Origin of the sequence: Ancylomarina subtilis, from assembly GCF_004217115.1 — a bacterium.
In the GTDB taxonomy this organism is placed as follows: Bacteria; Bacteroidota; Bacteroidia; order Bacteroidales; family Marinifilaceae; genus Ancylomarina; species Ancylomarina subtilis.
The window spans coordinates 408,407-427,117 of record NZ_SHKN01000002.1; the positions used below are offsets into that span (position 1 = coordinate 408,407).

At 36.7% G+C, this 18,711-nt stretch carries 16 protein-coding genes; 9 read left to right on the top strand and 7 right to left on the bottom strand.

From position 1 onward, the window contains the following. Positions 1-182 precede the first annotated feature (182 nt). The 3 genes from EV201_RS12690 to EV201_RS12700 all read right to left on the bottom strand — a co-directional run bounded on the left by EV201_RS12690 (position 183) and on the right by EV201_RS12700 (position 5,415). Positions 183-2,006 (bottom strand): ABC transporter ATP-binding protein, encoded by a 1,824-nt coding sequence (locus EV201_RS12690; RefSeq protein WP_130308013.1) that lies wholly within the window; start codon positions 2,004-2,006, stop codon positions 183-185. A gap of 209 nt (positions 2,007-2,215) precedes the next feature. Next, complete coding sequence (gene purB, locus EV201_RS12695; RefSeq protein WP_130308014.1) at positions 2,216-3,553, bottom strand: adenylosuccinate lyase; 1,338 nt, start codon at positions 3,551-3,553, stop codon at positions 2,216-2,218. Between the two features lie 140 nt (positions 3,554-3,693). Then, positions 3,694-5,415, bottom strand: a complete 1,722-nt coding sequence (locus EV201_RS12700) for a DUF3078 domain-containing protein (protein WP_130308015.1) — start codon at positions 5,413-5,415, stop codon at positions 3,694-3,696. A 537-nt stretch (positions 5,416-5,952) separates the two neighbouring features. Between EV201_RS12700 and tnaA the strand changes: the two genes are divergently transcribed. Then, positions 5,953-7,332 (top strand): tryptophanase TnaA, encoded by a 1,380-nt coding sequence (gene tnaA, locus EV201_RS12705; protein WP_130308016.1) that lies wholly within the window; start codon positions 5,953-5,955, stop codon positions 7,330-7,332. 392 nt (positions 7,333-7,724) lie between these two features. On the opposite strand, the gene EV201_RS12710 is transcribed toward tnaA, so the two are convergent. Beyond that, on the bottom strand, positions 7,725-8,417 hold the full coding sequence (locus tag EV201_RS12710; RefSeq protein ID WP_130308017.1) for a tetratricopeptide repeat protein: 693 nt from the start codon (positions 8,415-8,417) through the stop codon (positions 7,725-7,727). Between the two features lie 215 nt (positions 8,418-8,632). Between EV201_RS12710 and recF the strand changes: the two genes are divergently transcribed. Both recF and EV201_RS12720 read left to right on the top strand, forming a co-directional pair. Next, entirely contained in the window at positions 8,633-9,736 is a 1,104-nt protein-coding gene (recF, locus tag EV201_RS12715; protein WP_130308018.1) for a DNA replication/repair protein RecF, read from the top strand. Positions 9,737-9,777: 41 nt separating this feature from the next. Next, complete coding sequence (locus EV201_RS12720; RefSeq protein ID WP_130308019.1) at positions 9,778-10,068, top strand: DciA family protein; 291 nt, start codon at positions 9,778-9,780, stop codon at positions 10,066-10,068. A 57-nt stretch (positions 10,069-10,125) separates the two neighbouring features. Here the strand turns inward: EV201_RS12720 and EV201_RS12725 are convergent, their stop codons facing one another. Further along, positions 10,126-10,545, bottom strand: a complete 420-nt coding sequence (locus EV201_RS12725) for a nucleoside-diphosphate kinase (protein WP_130308020.1) — start codon at positions 10,543-10,545, stop codon at positions 10,126-10,128. Between the two features lie 270 nt (positions 10,546-10,815). Here EV201_RS12725 and EV201_RS12730 point away from each other — a divergent pair, with 270 nt between their 5' ends. Beyond that, on the top strand, positions 10,816-11,835 hold the full coding sequence (locus EV201_RS12730) for a DHH family phosphoesterase (protein ID WP_130308021.1): 1,020 nt from the start codon (positions 10,816-10,818) through the stop codon (positions 11,833-11,835). Between the two features lie 73 nt (positions 11,836-11,908). Here EV201_RS12730 and EV201_RS12735 read toward each other — a convergent pair whose 3' ends face one another. Together EV201_RS12735 and EV201_RS12740 are read right to left on the bottom strand one after the other, a co-directional pair. Further along, positions 11,909-13,762 (bottom strand): hypothetical protein, encoded by a 1,854-nt coding sequence (locus EV201_RS12735; RefSeq protein ID WP_130308022.1) that lies wholly within the window; start codon positions 13,760-13,762, stop codon positions 11,909-11,911. Positions 13,763-13,964: 202 nt separating this feature from the next. Further along, positions 13,965-14,672 (bottom strand): SAM-dependent methyltransferase, encoded by a 708-nt coding sequence (locus EV201_RS12740; RefSeq protein ID WP_130308023.1) that lies wholly within the window; start codon positions 14,670-14,672, stop codon positions 13,965-13,967. A 476-nt stretch (positions 14,673-15,148) separates the two neighbouring features. Here EV201_RS12740 and EV201_RS12745 point away from each other — a divergent pair, with 476 nt between their 5' ends. The 5 genes from EV201_RS12745 (at position 15,149) to EV201_RS12765 (ending at position 18,683) form a co-directional block, all read left to right on the top strand. Then, positions 15,149-15,652: a hypothetical protein gene (locus EV201_RS12745; RefSeq protein WP_130308024.1), complete on the top strand. Its 504-nt coding sequence runs from the start codon at positions 15,149-15,151 to the stop codon at positions 15,650-15,652. Between the two features lie 34 nt (positions 15,653-15,686). Continuing rightward, complete coding sequence (locus tag EV201_RS12750; protein WP_130308025.1) at positions 15,687-16,469, top strand: Rossmann-like and DUF2520 domain-containing protein; 783 nt, start codon at positions 15,687-15,689, stop codon at positions 16,467-16,469. Between the two features lie 71 nt (positions 16,470-16,540). Then, a complete protein-coding gene (locus EV201_RS12755) occupies positions 16,541-17,068 on the top strand; it encodes a KdsC family phosphatase (RefSeq protein ID WP_130308026.1) in 528 nt (175 codons plus the stop codon). Positions 17,069-17,140: 72 nt separating this feature from the next. Further along, entirely contained in the window at positions 17,141-18,100 is a 960-nt protein-coding gene (locus tag EV201_RS12760) for a UbiA family prenyltransferase (RefSeq protein ID WP_130308027.1), read from the top strand. A gap of 4 nt (positions 18,101-18,104) precedes the next feature. Continuing rightward, complete coding sequence (locus EV201_RS12765; protein ID WP_130308028.1) at positions 18,105-18,683, top strand: Maf-like protein; 579 nt, start codon at positions 18,105-18,107, stop codon at positions 18,681-18,683. Positions 18,684-18,711: the final 28 nt, after the last annotated feature.

The window sequence follows — 18,711 nt, forward strand, 5'->3', positions numbered from 1 at the left end:
GCCTGATCCTGGTATACTCGATGTAGTAGCATCAGTATCACGCCTAACGGCAGGCTGACAAATTTTAAGGAGGAATCCCCGAGTTTGCGAGGGGGTGGTGGTTAAAAGCGAAAAAAATGAAACAAAAAAAAGATGACTCAATTTAGAGTCATCTTTCTATCACTAAATATTTTATTCAGAGCCTATAACATCTGCATATCATTAAGCTTTTTATAGGTCCCATCAAGTTTAATCAGCTCATCATGCTTGCCTCGTTCAACAATTTCACCTTCGTGGAAAACACAGATTAAATCCGCATTCTTTACAGTTGATAAGCGGTGAGCAATCACAACCGAAGTTCTGTTCTGCATTAATTTATCTAAAGCATCCTGAACCAAACGTTCTGATTCTGTATCAAGAGCAGAAGTTGCCTCGTCCAAAATCATAATTGGAGGGTTTTTTAATACTGCTCGTGCAATACTCAATCGCTGACGCTGACCACCAGACAGTTTACCACCACGGTCACCAATATTGGTTTGGTAACCATTTTCTGTCGCTGTAATAAAGTCGTGAGCATTAGCAATTTTTGCTGCGGCTTCAACCTCTTCCATTGTGGCATTTTCTACACCAAAAGCAATATTGTTGAAAATGGTGTCGTTAAATAGAATGGATTCCTGATTCACATTCCCCATTAGGTTACGCATATCAGCAATTTTGAGATCACGAATATCCTCACCATCAACAAAAATACCACCTTCAATTACATCGTAAAAACGAGGAAGAAGATCAACAAACGTTGTTTTTCCAGAACCTGATTGACCAACTAAGGCAATGGTTTTTCCCTTTGGAATTTCAAGGTTGATGTTTTTCAGAACTTGTTTTTCGCCATTGTACGAGAAGCCTACGTTTCTATATTCAATAGCTTTTTCAAATTTGTCAACCGATTTTGCATTGGCTTTATCGACAATAGTCGACTCAGCATCTAAGATTTGATCGATTCGCTCCATAGCTGCCAACCCCTTTTGGATACTATATAAGGCTTTCGAGAATGCTTTGGCTGGGTTAATGATTGAATAGAAAACAACCAAGTAAGCAATAAAACCTGCACCATTTAAGTTTGTGTTCCCATTAAGAATCAATTTTCCACCATACCAAAGGACAATCACAATCACAACAGTTCCTAGGAATTCACTCACAGGATGAGCCAGGATTCTTCTACGCATCAGGCTGTTCATAATACGACGGTAGTCGTTATTTTCAATAGCAAACTTTTCTGAAACTTTCTCCTCAGCTGTAAAAGCTTTGATAATGCGAAGACCAGACAGGGTTTCTTCAATGGTTGATAAAAGATCCCCCATTTTGTTTTGACCTAAACGGGATTTCTTTTTTAATGTTTTACCAATTCGACCAATGATATAACCCGCAATAGGTAAAATGATGAATGAAAAAAGTGTCATTTGTGGACTCATGATAATCATAGTAACCAAGGCTACAATAATGAGAATTGGGTTTTTAATGAACATGTCCAATGAGTTCATTACAGAATTCTCAACCTCTTGAACATCAGAAGTAGAACGCGATATGATATCTCCCTTTTTCTCTTCGGTAAAGAAAGGAATTGGCAGGCTTACAATTTTGTCATAAATTTTTGTTCTAATATCTCGAACAACTGAGTTTCTAACTTGAACTGTGTGATAAGAACCTAAATATGTAAAAGTAACTTTGAAAAATACAGCAACAAGTAATACAACACCTACAAATAGGAGTGTAGAATCTGCACCATACTCTATCTTTATTTGAGTTGTGTAATAATAAAAGTTGTGTTTTATTGCATCTAAACTGATTTCCCATGGTACTTTGTTGGCTACAACTTCGGAATCTTCGAAAAGAATTTCGAGAACAGGTTGCATCATCACAAAGGAGAATACACCAAAGACTGCTGCAAACAGGTTGTACACAAAACTCATGATTAAATCACTCTTGTATGGAGGAAGGAATCGTCGTAATATTTTAATGAAATCTTTCATTTATTAGTTTAAATTATTTCTAGTATGTATTTGTTATAATTTGTTTTTCAGATATGAAGTAAAACAAAATAGCTGGTAAAAATACGATTCTTACCAGCTATTCGCAAAGATTTAACAATATTTAGTGGCAGTCGTTACATCTCAGTTTATAAAATAAAAAGGCCGTAGAAGTCAAACTCCTGCGGCCTTTCAATAAGATATGTTTGAGACTAAACTCCTGTATAATTGCTCGGAGTGATCGTTTTCAATTCAGCTTTTAGGCTGTCTGAAATCTCAAGTGTATCGATAAATTCAGCAATACTTTCTTGAGATACCGTTGTGTTTGTACGAGTTAAAGCTTTCAAAGCTTCGTAAGGGTTTGGATATGCTTCTCTACGCAAGATGGTTTGAATAGCTTCAGCTACAACTGCCCAGTTCTCTTCTAAATCAGCTTCAAAAGCATCAGGTGAAAGAATCAGTTTATCCAAGCCTTTTAATACCGACTTGAAGGCAATGATTGAGTGAGCAAAAGGAACACCAATATTTCTTAATACAGTTGAATCTGTAAGATCACGTTGCAATCGAGAGATAGGCAATTTAGCTGACAAATGTTCGTATGTTGCGTTCGCTAATCCCAGGTTACCTTCCGAATTTTCGAAATCGATAGGGTTTACCTTATGTGGCATAGCTGAAGAGCCTACTTCACCTTCTTTAATTCTTTGCTTGAAGTAATTCATGGAAATATATGTCCAGAAATCACGGTTCATATCAATTAGGATGGTATTGATACGTTTGAAGTTATCGAAGATTGCACCCATATTGTCGTAGTTCGAAATTTGAGTGGTGTATTCTTCACGCTCTAATTTCAACGACTCATTTACAAACTTGTTACCAAAAGCTTTCCAGTCGATTTGTGGATATGCCACATGATGGGCATTAAAATTACCTGTAGCACCACCAAACTTAGCCGAACAAGGAACTGATTTTAATAGATCCAATTGTTTTTTAAGACGGTATACATAAACTTGAATCTCTTTACCTAAACGAGTTGGAGAAGCAGGTTGTCCGTGAGTACGAGCCAAAAGAGCCACATCTTTCCAGTCATTAGATAAGTTTTCAAGCTTTTCGATCAGTTGGTCTAAAAGAGGGTAATAAACATCATGTACCGCATCTCTTAAAGAGTATGGTGTAGCAGTGTTATTGATATCTTGTGAAGTCAATCCAAAGTGAATGAATTCCTTATATTTTTGTAAGTTTAATGCGTCGAACTTTTCTTTTATGAAGTATTCAACGGCTTTTACATCGTGATTGGTTACAGCCTCAATGTCTTTAACTTTCTGTGCATCTTCAACAGTAAAGTCTAAGTATAAACTGCGTAGTTCATCAAAATTGTTGGTGTCGAAATCGGCTAGCTGAGGAAGTGGATGTTCGCAAAGTGAGATGAAATATTCGACCTCTACCAATACCCGGTATCTGATAAGCGCATACTCCGAAAAATACTCTCCTAATACGTCAACCTTATCACGGTAGCGTCCATCGATTGGTGAAATAGCTGTTAAACTGTGCATTCTATAAAAATTAAGTTGTAAAATGATTATTTAGTTTTGCAAAGATACAAATAAAGTGACTGAGCGTAAATCTTAATTTTGATTTTATTATGCCAAAATCAGACAAAAAAAAGACACCCCTGAGGATGTCTTTAATTTTTTTAAAATTGATATTTAATGCCAACGGCTAAATTTTCTTTAAACTGCACTTTAGATCCGGTATCATTATCCGAAATCAGATAGGTTGATACGGTTGTTGTCAAGTATTGATTAATTGGAAGATTTAAGATGAACTGCCAATCGACATCAATATTTTTCGGTTTGTTGGTATAACTGGAATAGAATTCAAGTTTGTTTTCCATACTAATGTCTTTTGTAATCTCCCATTTGTGTAGGATTTTCACGTAGGAACCGACCTCTTTTTTAATTTTTTTATCGGCATCAATACCAAAAGCAGTCTGATCGATACGCGCCGTATCCCTTACAATGGTGTACTTAGCCGTAAAGGGTGAAATCAGAATTGAGAAGTCCTTTTTTGGTTTAAAGTCTAAACCGACTGATCCCAGAATATAGGCAGGAGCAAAGAAGTTTGAAATAAGTTTCCTGCTGCCGTCGGCCGAGTAGTTGTAACCTCTGACAAATTGTGTCTTTAGATTAAACATCGATGTGTAATACCACTTCCCGAAAGCTAACTGACCAAATTTTGTGTTGAATTCTAACTTATCCTGGTTTTTTCTAAAATCGTTATTACCGGATTTTAGAAGACCATATTCGAGATCGAGGGTGCTTTCCCAAGAGGTTTTGTTTTTTTGATATTTGGCAAAAGACTTAATCCCAGTTAAAGTTGATATAGAACTTTCGCCCCCTTCAGCCCAGTCTTTACTGACATGGCCCTGATTGAAATCTAACTTAATCAGAGTTCCAAATTTCCAGATATCGACATAACGTTTGTATTTTTTCAGGCGTGCCAGTTTGAATCCATCAGGAGACAGTTGCTCTTCCAAACGAACTTTTGCTCCTTTTCTTTTGGTATTTCTCACCGATTCCTGATATACATCGTCATCGTATAAAATGCGTATTCCCTTATTAGGCGTATTTTGAAGCCAGACACCTATTGAATCTCGCTTGTTTTTTTTCAACCAAAAGCGTTTAAAATCCGAATTGCCATTATTTATCCAAAAGGCAAGGGAGTCATTCATGGCATTCTTTACCGCAAACTCAACAGAATCGCGGCTGATTTCTCTGATCCATTGGTGTACTGAATCATCTTCGATATAATGATACAACTGGCTGTATTTTTGCACATCATCTACCACATCGAACTTTTCCTCCTTGGAAAGGTCTTCGGCTTGTTTAATTTTTTGATTTTCACGATCCACTTTTTTTGCCAGTTCCCTAAGAGCCTCTTCGGTTTGGCGCTGTTCGATATACGATTTTAGATAGTTGACCATATGTCTGAGACTATCATTTTCCACATAGTCGAGTAAGGTGTTTAGGGCCTTGTCTAAAGATTTATTTTCTTTTGAATGTGCTTCAACCTTAAGCTCTCCAAGTAAATATTTGAAGGCGATATTATCGATGTGTTTTAATGGATCGGTGAATTTTTTTGTTTTTATTGAATCATCGAAATAAGTGGTTTGTATTGATTCTGAATGAGCAATTTTATAAAGGTTGATTGGAAGTGAATGTGTTTTAATTTCAATTGAATCCCTTTCTATTGAAGTTACTGGCTCCTGTGGTGTATCTTTTAGACCATCTAAGTTTTGAATGTTTATAAATTTTGTGTCATAAACCTGATTGTAAATTGAACTAGCCTTACTTTTCTGTGAAAAAAGAAAGGAGAATTGAAAGAATAAAAGTAAGAGAAAAAGGTTTCGATTCATCTCAATGAGTGTGTCTTAGGGTTTAGTATAAGTTGTATGTGATAATTTGTAAGACAGGTCAGATAAACTGATCTGTATTTCAACTCCACGAAGAACAAAAATGAGAATAAATTTCTGTATTAAAAGGGAAAAATGCGTATAAATAACTACAATCGTTTGCGAAAAATGCATGTAGGTCTTTTTTATGAAATTGAAAAAACTTATTTTTGGGGTGATGGTAAAAATTGAGACTATGAAAAAGCATAATCGACTTTCAAAACCAAAACAGAACAACTTCCTTAATATTAAGAACCGCGACGGATACCACTATTAGTCGTTGAGGGTTTTTATTGCCTGAGCTTCAGTAAAGCTTTCCCACTATATACTGTAATTATTAGATTTTAATTGATAGCGATAGCTATAACTGTATGTATACACCCTAATTTTATTTGGGTGCTATGTTTCAGGTACATCTAATTGTAAACCTTAAATTAAAGTTTCTCGTTTTATAATGAGAAGATTAATTCGATACATTTAAAAATTTAAAAGAATATAATCATGGAATTACCTTTCGCAGAATCGTACAAAATCAAGATGGTTGAAACCATCAGAAAAAGCACCAGAGAAGAGAGAGAACAATGGCTTAAGGAAGCCAATTATAACTTGTTTAATCTAAAAAGCGATCACGTATTCATTGACCTGTTGACTGACTCAGGAACAGGTGCAATGAGTGATAAACAGTGGTCGGAGTTAATGTTGGGTGATGAATCATACGCTGGAGCTCGTTCGTATTATAAAATGAAAGCGGCCTTGAAAAACATTTTGGGTTTCGATCATTTCTTACCAACTCACCAAGGACGTGCTGCTGAGAATGTTTTGTTTTCGGTATTAGTTAAAGAAGGCAATATTGTTCCTGGTAACTCACACTTTGATACAACCAAAGGGCATATCGAATTCAGAAAAGCTAAGGCGGTTGATTGTACCATTGATGAGGCTTTCGATACCTTAATCGATCATCCTTTCAAAGGGAATTTGGATCTTGTAAAATTAGAGTCTGTGCTTTCAACTTACCCTAAAGAGCAGATTCCTATGATTATTGTTACCGTAACTTGTAACACATCAGGAGGACAGCCAGTTTCAATGGCAAATATGAAAGCTGTTAAGGAATTGGCAGATAAGTATGGTATTCCAGTGTGTTTCGATTCGGCTCGTTTTGCTGAGAATGCTTATTTCATCAAACTTCGTGAAGAAGGCTATCAGGATAAGACAATCAAAGAGATTGTGAAGGAAATGTATTCATATGCTGATATGGCAACCATGAGCTCTAAAAAAGATGCTATTGTAAACATGGGTGGTTTTATTGCAATGAAGGATGAGAACCTATGGAAAGAGGCATCTACTTACAATATCATGTTCGAAGGTTATGTGACTTATGGTGGTATGTCTGGTCGTGATATGAATGCTTTGGCTCAAGGTCTTGACGAAGGAACTGAGTTTGAAACATTGGAAACACGTATCAAGCAGGTTGAATATTTGGGTGAGAAACTAAGAAGTTTTGGTGTACCTATTCAGATGCCAATTGGTGGACATGCTATTTTTGTTGATGCTAAGAAATTCTTAAGTCATATTCCAAAGGAAGAGTATCAGGCACAGACTTTGGGATGTGAATTGTATCTGGAAGCGGGTATTCGTGGTGTTGAGATTGGTGCTATTTTAGCTGATAGAGACCCTGAAACTCGTGAGAACCGTTATCCAAAATTGGAATTGTTACGTTTGGCTATTCCACGTCGTACTTACACCAACAATCATATGGATGTGGTTGCTGTAGCACTTAAAAATGTTTGGGACAGACGTATGGATATTAAGCACGGTCTTAAGATTGTGGATGAGGCTCCTATTATGCGTCACTTTACTGTGCAACTTGAGAAAGTTGAGTAATTACTGAATCATCATATTTCTATAGAGCCCCTTTTTTAGGGGCTTTTTTTAGACCCCGATTTTCCGAATTGTTTCTTGCTGAAGATTTGAATAAACAACAGATCAATAGAGTGATTCTTTAAGAGAAAGTGGGGGAATTGTTATAACCTAAAATGGCTGCTGGGATTGGGTTTTAACAGATACAAAAGCTGGCGAAGGACATTTCCTTCGGATAATTTTGGATGAGCAAATTGTAGCTATGTCATATGAGTCTATTCTTATTAGGAAAAAAGCGGTATGGCCTTTTATAAAAAACCAGATGATTAAAGATATTTAGATTTCTCAGTAGAAATAGCACACAAAAAAAAGCGAAGATCATTGATCTTCGCTTTTTTTATATCTGAGTGAGTTGATTATTTCAACTTCAATTTTGCACGAGTAATGTACTTTTCAATATCACGAGCTTCAGACGATTTTGCGAAATCTTTCTCAATTGTTTCGTAAGCTGCTAGAGCATCGTTGTAATTTCCTGTCATCTCGTAAGCGATACCCGCTTTTTGAAGATAGATAGGTGTTGTGAAATTGTTGGTATTGATTGAGCTTGCAGCCATATAGTTTGAAGCCGCTTTCTCGTTGTTTCCAAGTTCCATATAAGCGTCACCAATAGCAGCTTTAGCTAGTGATGAAAGAATGAAATCATCTGAAGAAAAATCTTCAAGATAAGTGATTGCATTTTGGAATTCACCAAGGTGTAGGTAAGAAATACCTGTATAGTATGCAGCTAAATTACCAGCCTCAGTTGAGCCATAGTTGTCAATGATATCAAGGAAACCATCATAGTTACCATCACCATTAATCGCAAGATTAAAAGAGTCTAACTCGAAATAACGCTGCGCTTGAAACATTTCAGCCTGTGCACTTTGCTCAAGTGGAGCTCTGTAATACTTCTGATATGAAAAGATACCTACAGCAATCACAATAATTGCTAATGCGATATAAGTTAATTTCTTTTGGTTATTCTCAATATATTGTTCGGTTCTACTTAAAGCTTCTTCTAAATTTTCAAAATTATCTTCGTGAACCTGATCTTTTTTGTTTGTAGACATATTAGAAATATTTAATGTTTTATTTTTTGCTAACGCAAATGTAATTTTTTTTGCGAATAATACGACAACTTTTATTTAAAAAGTGAATGTGAATTCGGCATTGATTAATGGATGAAATTGAGCCTGAAACTGATTTTATTCGTATTTTTGATGCGGAATAAAAAATCTGAACATAAATTCAGATTCCCATGTCCTTGAAAAGCAAAATATAAAATATGCATTTAGAGCGTTTATCCCTTATTAATTACAAGAATATAAAAGAGTTGGAAATAGAGCTGTCGCCTAAGATCAACTGTTTTATAGGCAACAATGGTATGGGGAAGACCAATTTACTCGATGCTGTTTATTACCTGAGTTTTTGCAAAAGCTACTTTTCCTCTACTGATCAACTTAATATCAAACACGATGAACTTTTTATGGTTCTCGAAGGAAATTACAAGCGTAAGGAGATGGATGAGTTGATTTATTGTGGTGTGAAGCGCGGCCAGAAAAAAAACTTCAAGCGAAATAAAAAGGAATACAAAAAGTTATCCGAGCATATTGGACTCTTACCAATTGTAATGGTTTCGCCGGCTGATGTGCGCTTGATTACTGATGGGAGTGAGGAGAGACGTAAGTATATGGATAGTGTGATATCGCAATACGATAGAAAGTATTTGGATGATCTGATTCGTTACAATCGTGTGATTTTGCAACGCAATAAATTGCTTAAGGATTTTGCTCGTCGGGGAAAATTCGAGGAGGATAGCCTGAGTATATGGGATGAGCAAATGATTATTCTATCTGCCTCAATCCATGAAAAGCGCAAGGATTTTTTGAATAAATTGATGCCAGTCTTTCAGGAGTATTACAATATTATATCGCAAGGGAATGAGCTCGTGAATCTGGAATACAAATCTCAGCTGAACGACCATTCTATGCGGGATTTGTTGCGCCATGCCCGTTTGAAAGATCAGATCATGCAATACACAACGGTTGGTATTCATAAGGATGATTTAACCCTCTCATTGGGTGATTATCCCATCAAGAAAATGGGTTCGCAAGGGCAGCAGAAAACCTATTTGATTGCACTAAAGTTGGCACAATTCGAATTCATCAAAAAATTGTCTGAATACAATCCGATTCTTTTATTGGATGATATTTTCGATAAGTTGGATGCGGAACGTGTGGAACAGATTGTTCATTTGGTTTCAGAGGAGCGATTTGGACAAATTTTCATCTCGGATACCAATCGCGATCATTTGGATCAGATTTTAGCTTCGTCTAATTTGACTTACAAACTCTTTGCGCTTGATAGGGGAGTTGTGACAGATCTTTAGGAATTTTACACTTTACCCTTTTAATTTTTTAGCCTTAAACTATGCGCCGATCAAAAACACAAAAAATAGAAGAACTTGTCAAGATTGTTTTAAAAGAGCAAGGCCTGGATGTGAAGCTAAAAGAACTGGAATTGATTAAGGCCTGGGAAGTTGTGATTGGGAAGAATGTTGCCAATGCCACAACCAACCTTTATATCAAAAACAGAAAATTGTATGTACAGCTCCGTTCATCTATCATCCGTAATGAATTGATGCTCATCAAAACGGGTTTGATTCGAGCTTTAAATAATGAAGTGGATGCTCAAATTATCGACGATATTGTGGTACGATAAAAGGCCTAAAAAGCTTGATTACTCCTTAGACCGTTCTATTTTTAAAATCCGTTACTGTTAGAAAATCTCGCAACCTGAAAAGTGGAATGCACCTTCGATACAAGCGTTTTCGTCGCTATCAGAACCATGTACAGCATTCTTTGACATCGATTCGGCGAATTGTTTACGGATGGTTCCTTCTTCTGCTTCAGCAGGATTGGTTGCTCCAATTAGTTTTCTGAAATCAGCCACAGCATTTTCTTTCTCGAGAATAGCAGCCACAATTGGCCCCGAACTCATAAATTCAGTCAACTCACCATAAAAGGGTCTATCCTTGTGGACCTCGTAGAAAACTTCAGCCTGTTTTTTGCTGATTTGGGTGTATTTCAGAGCAGCAATTCTAAAACCACCTTTTGTAATGGCGGCTAAAATTTCACCAATATAGCCATTGGCAACAGCATCTGGTTTTATCATTGTAAAAGTTCTATCACTTCTCATAATTCTTAAATTTTGGTTATTGAAACAAATTTAATCATTCTAAATAATAATGCAAGTAAAATAAGTTTGATCTGATAATTGGCTGAAATACTGGTGTTCCATGAGGATGCGAGATGTGCTTTAAAAAATAAATAAGCGCTTCAATAGCCCATGTTTAAAATAATTAAAGGCGAGCTTATGTCAACTTAATTCAACTGGGGTTTATTTCAGATTCTTTTAAAATATTCCGTAATTTAGCCAACTTGAATCATTAGAGAGAAAAAACAGACCATGCAAAACAGAATAAACCAAGAGCTGAGCTTATCGGCCAAAGAATATATCCTAAAAGCGAATCAGATTTCAATTATCCCTCATGCGGGACCAGATGGTGATGCTGTAGGGTCTTCATTGGCTTTGATGCGTTACCTTAAAAAGCTGGGTAAGCAAGTCAAAGCCATTTGTCCCAATGCCTATCCTGAGTTTTTAACCTGGTTGCATGGCGAAACTGAATTGGACGTTTTTGAGAATGCTAAAGAAGCTTGTACAACCTATATCAATGCGTCGGATTTGATCTTTATTGTCGATCACAACTCCTTTAAGCGTTCGGGTGATTTGGGTAAGCTGTTGGAGGAACATTCAGCTACAAAAATCATGATTGATCATCATCCTATGCCTGAAGATATTGCTGATATTGCCCTGTCGGATACGGCTATGTGTTCCACTTGTGAGATGATTTATGAATTTATAGATGCTCTGGGGGATAATGATTTGATTGATGAAGGCATTGCTGAGTGTATCTATACAGGAATCATTACCGATACAGGAGGATTGAGTTATAATTCTTCGAATCAGCGAATTTACGAGATTGTAGGTGATTTAATGGCTAAGGGGATTGATAAGGCCAAGGTACACGGGAAAATTTACGATAATTTCTCAGCTCATCGAATGAAATTATTGGGCTATTGTTTGAATGAAGGGATGGAACTATTGCCGGAATACGAAGCAGCAATTATACATTTGACCAAAGAAACACTGGAGGCTTTCGAACACCAGGATGGCGATACCGAGGGCTTTGTAAACTATCCTCTATCTATAAAAGGAATCAATATTTCGGTTATTTTTATGGAGAGAGACGATGCGGTTAAGATCTCTTTCCGATCGAAAGGCGATATTCCAATCAATCAAATGGCTCGCGATTTCTTTAATGGAGGTGGGCATATTAATGCTGCTGGTGGGCGTACTTACGAAAGCATGCCAAAAGCGATTGAGAAGTTTAAAAAGGAATTACCTGCTTTTTATAAGAGCTTGTAGTTTTTATACATATTTTCACAAAGATGCGCCCACTCTTGTAATAGGAGTGGGCGTATTTTGTTTAGAAATTAGTCTATCGTGATATTGCCTTAAGTATTCGATCTTCTTTAATTAAGACATCTTTCATTAAAAGTTGGTAGGGAAACTTCTTGTGTTTCGAACTTCTAAATCCATCCAGAATGTTTACTAAGGAACCTGCAGTAATAAGAGATAGATTAATCTCGAATTCAAGACCACAATCATTCACAAAATCATCACTAAAATCAGGTGCAATTAATAATGATTTCACCACATTGAATCCATTGTTTTTAGCTTGATCAACATACGATTTAATTTGTCTGGAAACAGAACTGAATTTGTTATAGCCGCTTTCTTTTATCGTTTTACATTCAACGATAATGACGTCATTATTCCCTAAGTTAAGAATTAAGTCCATCTTGTTTTTCTTTGAATTGAGTTGTTTCTTTAGTTTTTCATCAACGTCAAATTCAAGTTGTTCAAATATCGTACGAGTTACGTCTTCAAATTTTAAACCTAACTCACTCTCTTTAATGATAATCCCATTTTCTCTAAGTTCTGAAAGATTTCGGAATCCAAGATGCTCGTAGTTTTCTATATAGAGATTCTCGGCGTCTTTATATGCATCCAGAATATTAAGAATGAGATTGCCTCTTGATTTTATTTCTTTGGCTGCAATAAATGTTTTAAGATCGTCATTGGAAATTAAATCGAGTATGTCTCTGGGTTTTATGTTGAAATCCAGATAATATTGACTGTTTTCAATTTTATCGTCCTGCATTTCAAATTCGATTTGAATTTGTTTTTGCAGATTTGGCAGAACGTCTGTAAGATCAATTAAAAGTCTTTCGTAGCCTTCAATTGAAATACCAACTTTTTCATCCCGCTCAACATCGTTGAAGTAACTGATGAGATTTGAGATTTTATCCTCTAAATTAAGGCCATGAAGGGGTGTTGATATTTTTAAACCATTCTCCCATAAATCATTCAAGAATTTCTTTTTTTCAGTTAGTTTCGTTCCGTCTTTGTGCAGACTCTTTTGCAAAAGAGTAGTGATAGGAATGCCTTCAGAAATAATCAGTTTAATTTTATTCTCATAGGTTTGTTCCTTTATATCAATATTGTGCTTGCGACAAATGAGATTTAATTGCGGTTCTCGAAGAGCTTTAAGAATTCTGCGATAATATTTATCAGCTAAATCTTTTTCTCGTATTTTTCTCAGAACACGTACCATTTCATCGGCTACATAGAGTTGACTATTCTTTTTGGAATAGAAGATTACTCCGATATTTTTTAAGAAAGTAATTATTTCATCGATATCATGTTTTACAGGAGGAATAATAAGATAGTTGATCAATTTTATTTCTTCCTGCGATAATTCAAGTTTTTGAGCTAGACACAAAAGAATAGATAGTTCATCATCGGTAATCTTAGCTTCTCTGTTATGTTCCAAATCATTATTATAAGCGGTTTTCACACAGGCTTTATAAATGTTATAATCCCGTATTCTTTGTTCGTCCAACTCTGATTTTTCGTCTAACAAATTATTCTTTAGGTTTCGAGTTTTCTTCTTGATACTTGAAAGTTCCTTTTCATAGAGATAGCCTAACCATTCTCTTTTCAAGATGGCATTTCCATCACGACTGATAATATCGATTAGAATATCCAACTGGGAGGTCGTGTTTACGAATTCAGATTTTACTGAATGGGTAAATTCGTGTGTTATCAGATTGAAAACTTTTGAAATATTGACATTATCAACGCTTTTGAGATCAACATTATTATCGGATAGAATTTTTTCTATTTCTTTTATTTTTTTTGGATTGGAGTTAATAATATTATCAACAATTTTTAAAAAAGAATTTTTTTCTAAGGAGTTAATATTGTCTAATATTTTTTCAAGTTTCATCGCGCTTGTATTTAGTGAGTATTTTGAATAGAATTAGATTATTTAAGGATTTAATTTATCAGTAAGACCTTTAAATTTAATAATTTATTTCAGATAATACCTCTAAAGTATAATGAGTTAAGGGGGAGTTTAAGTTCTGATATAAAAAAAGCGCTGTCGAGATTTACGACAGCGCTTTATAAATATTATTGAGAGATATTTTTTACTTATTCTTGTGCAAAAGAAAAATAGCAGGACGTTTGTGAAGTTCGGGCATTTGGCTTTTCCATTGCTTAGCCGGGAGCGTTTTTATGAACTCCGTTTCAAGCGTGATATCAACGGCGACACATATTTGAGTTCCGGCACTACATTGTTGAGTCAAATCTTCCAGGAGTTTCATATTGCGGTAAGGCGCTTCGATAAAAATTTGAGTTTGGTTTTCGTTAACTGAACGGTTCTCCAATTGCTTGATTTTTTTAGCGCGCTCACCATCTTTAATAGGAATGTAGCCATTAAAAGCAAAACTCTGGCCGTTGAACCCCGAAGCCATCAGCGATAGTAAAATGGATGAAGGGCCAACCAATGGAATAATTCGAATGTTTCTTTCGTGAGCTAATTTCACCACATCAGCCCCAGGATCAGCCACACCCGGACACCCTGCTTCTGAGATAATCCCCATGTCATGTTCTTTTATCACCTTCAGATAATCCGAAATGGCAGCAGGTGAACTGTGTTTGTTCAGTTCGTAAAAGCTCAGTTCGTCTATGTCGATGTTGCGATCCACTTTTTTTAAGTAACGGCGTGCGGTACGGATATTCTCAACAATAAAATGCTTGATGGTTGGAATCAGTTCTTGAATGTCTTTGGGAATCACGGCATCGAGCCCCGAATCGCCCAATGTGGTTGGAATTAAATAAAGTTTACCTTTCATATAATTTGTGATGGAATTAGCTTTGTGATAATATGGGGCAAATGTACAAATATTTAAGTATTACTTGTTCTGTATTGGATCATCCTGCTTGAAGAGCTGTTTTTGTTTGCTTCCGTTCGCGGGTTGAGCCTTTCCGTTCGCGAACGGAAGGGGTACCACACTGAACGGAGATGCAAAAGTCCCGAACGGAGAAAGTGTTCTTGCCAACGGACGACTACTTTTCCTAACGGAACAGCTTACCAGGCGAACGGAAAGGCTTTCTGATGCAACGGGACAGCTCCTCTGAGCGCAACGGATCACCTCCCAAGTGCAACGGGAGGATTTTCTGATACAACGGAACCCCTCCCAGGTCCAACGGAAGGGGGTTCTGGTGCAACGGAACACCTCCTAAGTCCAACGGAAGGGGGGCTGATGCCAGGAAAGAGGTTTTTGCCCAATATAATCGGTATTATCAGGCAAATATTTAAATTTGTGAGATGGAAAAAATAAAAGCGGAACAGGAAAAGGAATTTATATCGAGAATCTTTATCGATGAGATAGGGCGATTGCAAAAAGAAGGCTTTTATTTCTTCTCGTTTATACTGATGGGGCAGGCCATTGAAGCCTTGGGTTGTTTTCTCGACAACAAGCCGTTGAAGGCCCGCGCTCAATCTTCCAAACGATTCTCTAAAGCCCTGAATGTTTTGATGGGGAATAAATACCGTGCGGTTAATAATGACCATTGGCTGTATGATAGATTAAGAAACCAATTAACCCATTCTTTCGTACCCAGTAAGTCGCTTTATTTGCTTTCTCGCGATAAGCAAACCGACGAATTACAGCATCTGCAATGGACTGACGATCGTTTGGTTTTGGTGGCCGAAGATATGTATGACGATTTGAAAGGCGCATGCAAACATCTCTTTTCGATGATAGACAAGGGAAAGGTGCCTCTAAAAAATATAGCGGCTTCGCCTGCTGATTTGCTTTTGCAGGATTAAGGTGTTTTTCGGATTAGAATTAACGAATCAGACAATGAATAAAGATATCGTATTTATAGGGGCCGGAAATCTGGCTACACATTTGGCTTTGGCTCTTAATAAGGCTACTTATAATATCCTACAGGTTTATAGCAGAACACAAGTGTCAGCTGAAACTTTAGCTAAGCAAGTTGATGCAGATTCGTGTTGTTCCTTTGAGCAAGTTTGCCGCGATGCAGATTTGTATATTTTCGCTTTAAGCGATAAAGCTCTGCTTCCTGCTTTGCAAGCCTTGCAACTGAAAGGGAAAAAGCTGGTGCATACGGCGGGCAGTTTGCCTTTGTCCGTATTCGAGGATTTTACCACTGATTACGGTGTGTTTTATCCTTTGCAAACTTTTTCAAAGGCGCGTCAGATTGACTTTTCAAACATTCCAATTTGCATAGAAGCCAATGGGGCTGATTTGGAATCGGAACTGATCCAGATGGGGAATCAAATATCCAATTTGGTTCAATTGCTTTCATCGCATCAGCGTAAGCAATTGCATTTGGCGGCAGTTTTTACTTGCAATTTTACCAATCACATGTATCATATTGGCCAGGAATTACTTCAGGAAGAGGGAATGGATTTCGATTTGCTAAAGCCTTTGATTTTGGAAACAGCCCTGAAGGTACAAGAAATGCCGGCTAAAGCTGCACAAACAGGTCCTGCTGTTCGTTTCGACGAAGATGTTATAAAAGCACACGAGGAAAGCCTGAAAATGCAGCCCGATTTTCAAAAATTGTATAGATTTGTCAGTGAAAGTATTTATCACTTGCATAAGAAAGATGAGAATTGATTAAAGCCGGGATTGTCAGCTCGCAAGAGTTGAAATAATGATAAAGTAACAAAAGTAAATTATAAGAATATATGGCCTTTTTTAAAGAAGATTTGATGAAAGTAAAGGCTTTCATTTTTGATGTGGATGGGGTATTGTCCACAGAGTGTATCACCATCGATTCTGATGGGGAATTGTTGAGAACAGCTAATACGAAAGATGGTTATGCCATTCAGTATGCTGTAAAAAAAGGCTATCCTGTGGCAATTATCACTGGCGGAACGTCAGATGCTGTTGAACAACGCTACCGTGGTTTGGGGGTTCAGGATATTTATATGTCGTCGAAGGATAAGATAGCTGATTTCGAAAATTTTCTATCGAAACATAATCTTGCCGAAGATAATGTCATGTATATGGGGGACGATTTACCTGATTATGAGGTGATGCAGCGTGTTGGTGTACCAACTTGTCCTAAGAATGCGGTGACTCAAATTAAAGAAATTTCAGCTTATATCTCTGATATGGATGGTGGCTGTGCTTGCGTTCGCGATGTGATGGAACAGGTGCTTCGCGCTCATGGCAATTGGTATGTTGCCGATACTAAGATTCAAAGTATATAAGGTTGTCGGTTATCAGTTGACTAATAAAATGACTTCTTTACTTTAACCTTTTTCACTTTAACCTTGTTTGTAATGCTCAACTTATTAAGATTAATTCGCGTACCAAATCTGATTATTATTGCTCTGACACAATATGTGATGCGGTATTTTATTATTCGGCCCATTTTGGCGATTAATAGAATTCATCTGCAGCTTAGCGATATTGATTTTTCTATTTTGGTTTTAGCGACTCTTTTTATTGCAGCAGGGGGCTATATTATCAATGATTATTTTGATTGCAAAGCGGATCGTTTAAACAAACGTCAAGTCATTGTGGGAAGACAGATTAGCCGTCGGGCTTCGCTCGCTTTACATCAAATCTTTAGTTTTATTGGTTTGGTTTTGGGCGGATACGTATCCTATAAAGTAGGGCACTGGCAATTTATACTGATATTTTTCATGGCGGGGGGCTTGTTATGGTTCTATTCCACATCCTATAAAAACCATTTTATATTGGGGAATTTGGTTATGGCTTTTATTTGTGCGGCCATTCCGTTTTTGGTAGTGATTTTCGAGATTCCGCCTTTAAATAAAACCTATGCAGAAGTATTGGTGGCTTCAAAAACCAATTTCGATTACCTTTTATATTGGGTAGGTGCTTTTTCATTCTTTGCTTTTTTTGGAGTTCTGATTCAACAATTGATTCGTGATTTAATATCGGTAAAAGGAGATAAGGAAATTGGAAGACGAAGTTTGCCTTTCATCATTGGATTCAGATGGACTAAGGCGATTATTGTGAGTCTGATCTTATTTTTAAGTGTCTCTGTTTTTGGTGTGTGGTATCAGTTTTTGAATGCCCCTGTAGATAAGATCACCCCTTGGTATTTCAGTATCTTAATTATTTTCCCTTTACTCTTGCTTTCATACCTCGTTTTAAGACTCAAGAAAGATGAAAGCCTTAAGTTTGGGATGATTCTGTTGCGGATTGCTATTCTGGCAGGTATTTCATATGCTTTTGTAGTCAATCATATTTTATCAAATACAAATTTTTAGTTCTATGTTGAATAATCTGGATGATTATCAATTGATATTGGCTTCTCAATCGCCAAGACGTCATCAGATGTTGAAAGAATTGGGATTGGATTTCAAAATTAAGACCAAAGAAGTTGAAGAAGTTTATCCTGATAACTTGAGAGGCGAAGAAATTCCAATTTACCTTGCAAAATTAAAGGCTGATGCTTTTGAACTCGATACAGTTGAAAACGAACTGGTAATTACTGCTGATACGATTGTTTGTGTGGATGACATCGTTTTGGGAAAACCCAAAGACAGGGATGATGCAGTTAAGATGTTGAACATGCTATCGGGACGTTCACACCAGGTTATTTCGGGTGTTTGTCTTAAGTCTAGTGAGAAGGAAGTGTGTTTTTCCACCACAACGCATGTGCATTTTAAGGCACTCAGTCTTGACGAAATTAATTACTACATCGAACATTATAAGCCATTTGATAAGGCTGGAGCCTATGGTATTCAGGAGTGGATTGGTTTTGTGGGTATCGATGGGATTGAGGGCTCCTACTTTAATGTGGTCGGTCTGCCTATTCAGCATTTGTATCAGGAATTAAGCAGATTTTAAATTACGAATTGAGAGTCATGAATGAAAA

Coding starts and splice junctions, on each gene's coding strand:
- EV201_RS12690 (WP_130308013.1), bottom strand. CDS start 2,006: ATGAAAGATTTCATTAAAATATTACGACGATTCCTTCCTCCATACAAG.
- purB (WP_130308014.1), bottom strand. CDS start 3,553: ATGCACAGTTTAACAGCTATTTCACCAATCGATGGACGCTACCGTGAT.
- EV201_RS12700 (WP_130308015.1), bottom strand. CDS start 5,415: ATGAATCGAAACCTTTTTCTCTTACTTTTATTCTTTCAATTCTCCTTT.
- tnaA (WP_130308016.1), top strand. CDS start 5,953: ATGGAATTACCTTTCGCAGAATCGTACAAAATCAAGATGGTTGAAACC.
- EV201_RS12710 (WP_130308017.1), bottom strand. CDS start 8,417: ATGTCTACAAACAAAAAAGATCAGGTTCACGAAGATAATTTTGAAAAT.
- recF (WP_130308018.1), top strand. CDS start 8,633: ATGCATTTAGAGCGTTTATCCCTTATTAATTACAAGAATATAAAAGAG.
- EV201_RS12720 (WP_130308019.1), top strand. CDS start 9,778: ATGCGCCGATCAAAAACACAAAAAATAGAAGAACTTGTCAAGATTGTT.
- EV201_RS12725 (WP_130308020.1), bottom strand. CDS start 10,545: ATGAGAAGTGATAGAACTTTTACAATGATAAAACCAGATGCTGTTGCC.
- EV201_RS12730 (WP_130308021.1), top strand. CDS start 10,816: ATGCAAAACAGAATAAACCAAGAGCTGAGCTTATCGGCCAAAGAATAT.
- EV201_RS12735 (WP_130308022.1), bottom strand. CDS start 13,762: ATGAAACTTGAAAAAATATTAGACAATATTAACTCCTTAGAAAAAAAT.
- EV201_RS12740 (WP_130308023.1), bottom strand. CDS start 14,672: ATGAAAGGTAAACTTTATTTAATTCCAACCACATTGGGCGATTCGGGG.
- EV201_RS12745 (WP_130308024.1), top strand. CDS start 15,149: ATGGAAAAAATAAAAGCGGAACAGGAAAAGGAATTTATATCGAGAATC.
- EV201_RS12750 (WP_130308025.1), top strand. CDS start 15,687: ATGAATAAAGATATCGTATTTATAGGGGCCGGAAATCTGGCTACACAT.
- EV201_RS12755 (WP_130308026.1), top strand. CDS start 16,541: ATGGCCTTTTTTAAAGAAGATTTGATGAAAGTAAAGGCTTTCATTTTT.
- EV201_RS12760 (WP_130308027.1), top strand. CDS start 17,141: ATGCTCAACTTATTAAGATTAATTCGCGTACCAAATCTGATTATTATT.
- EV201_RS12765 (WP_130308028.1), top strand. CDS start 18,105: ATGTTGAATAATCTGGATGATTATCAATTGATATTGGCTTCTCAATCG.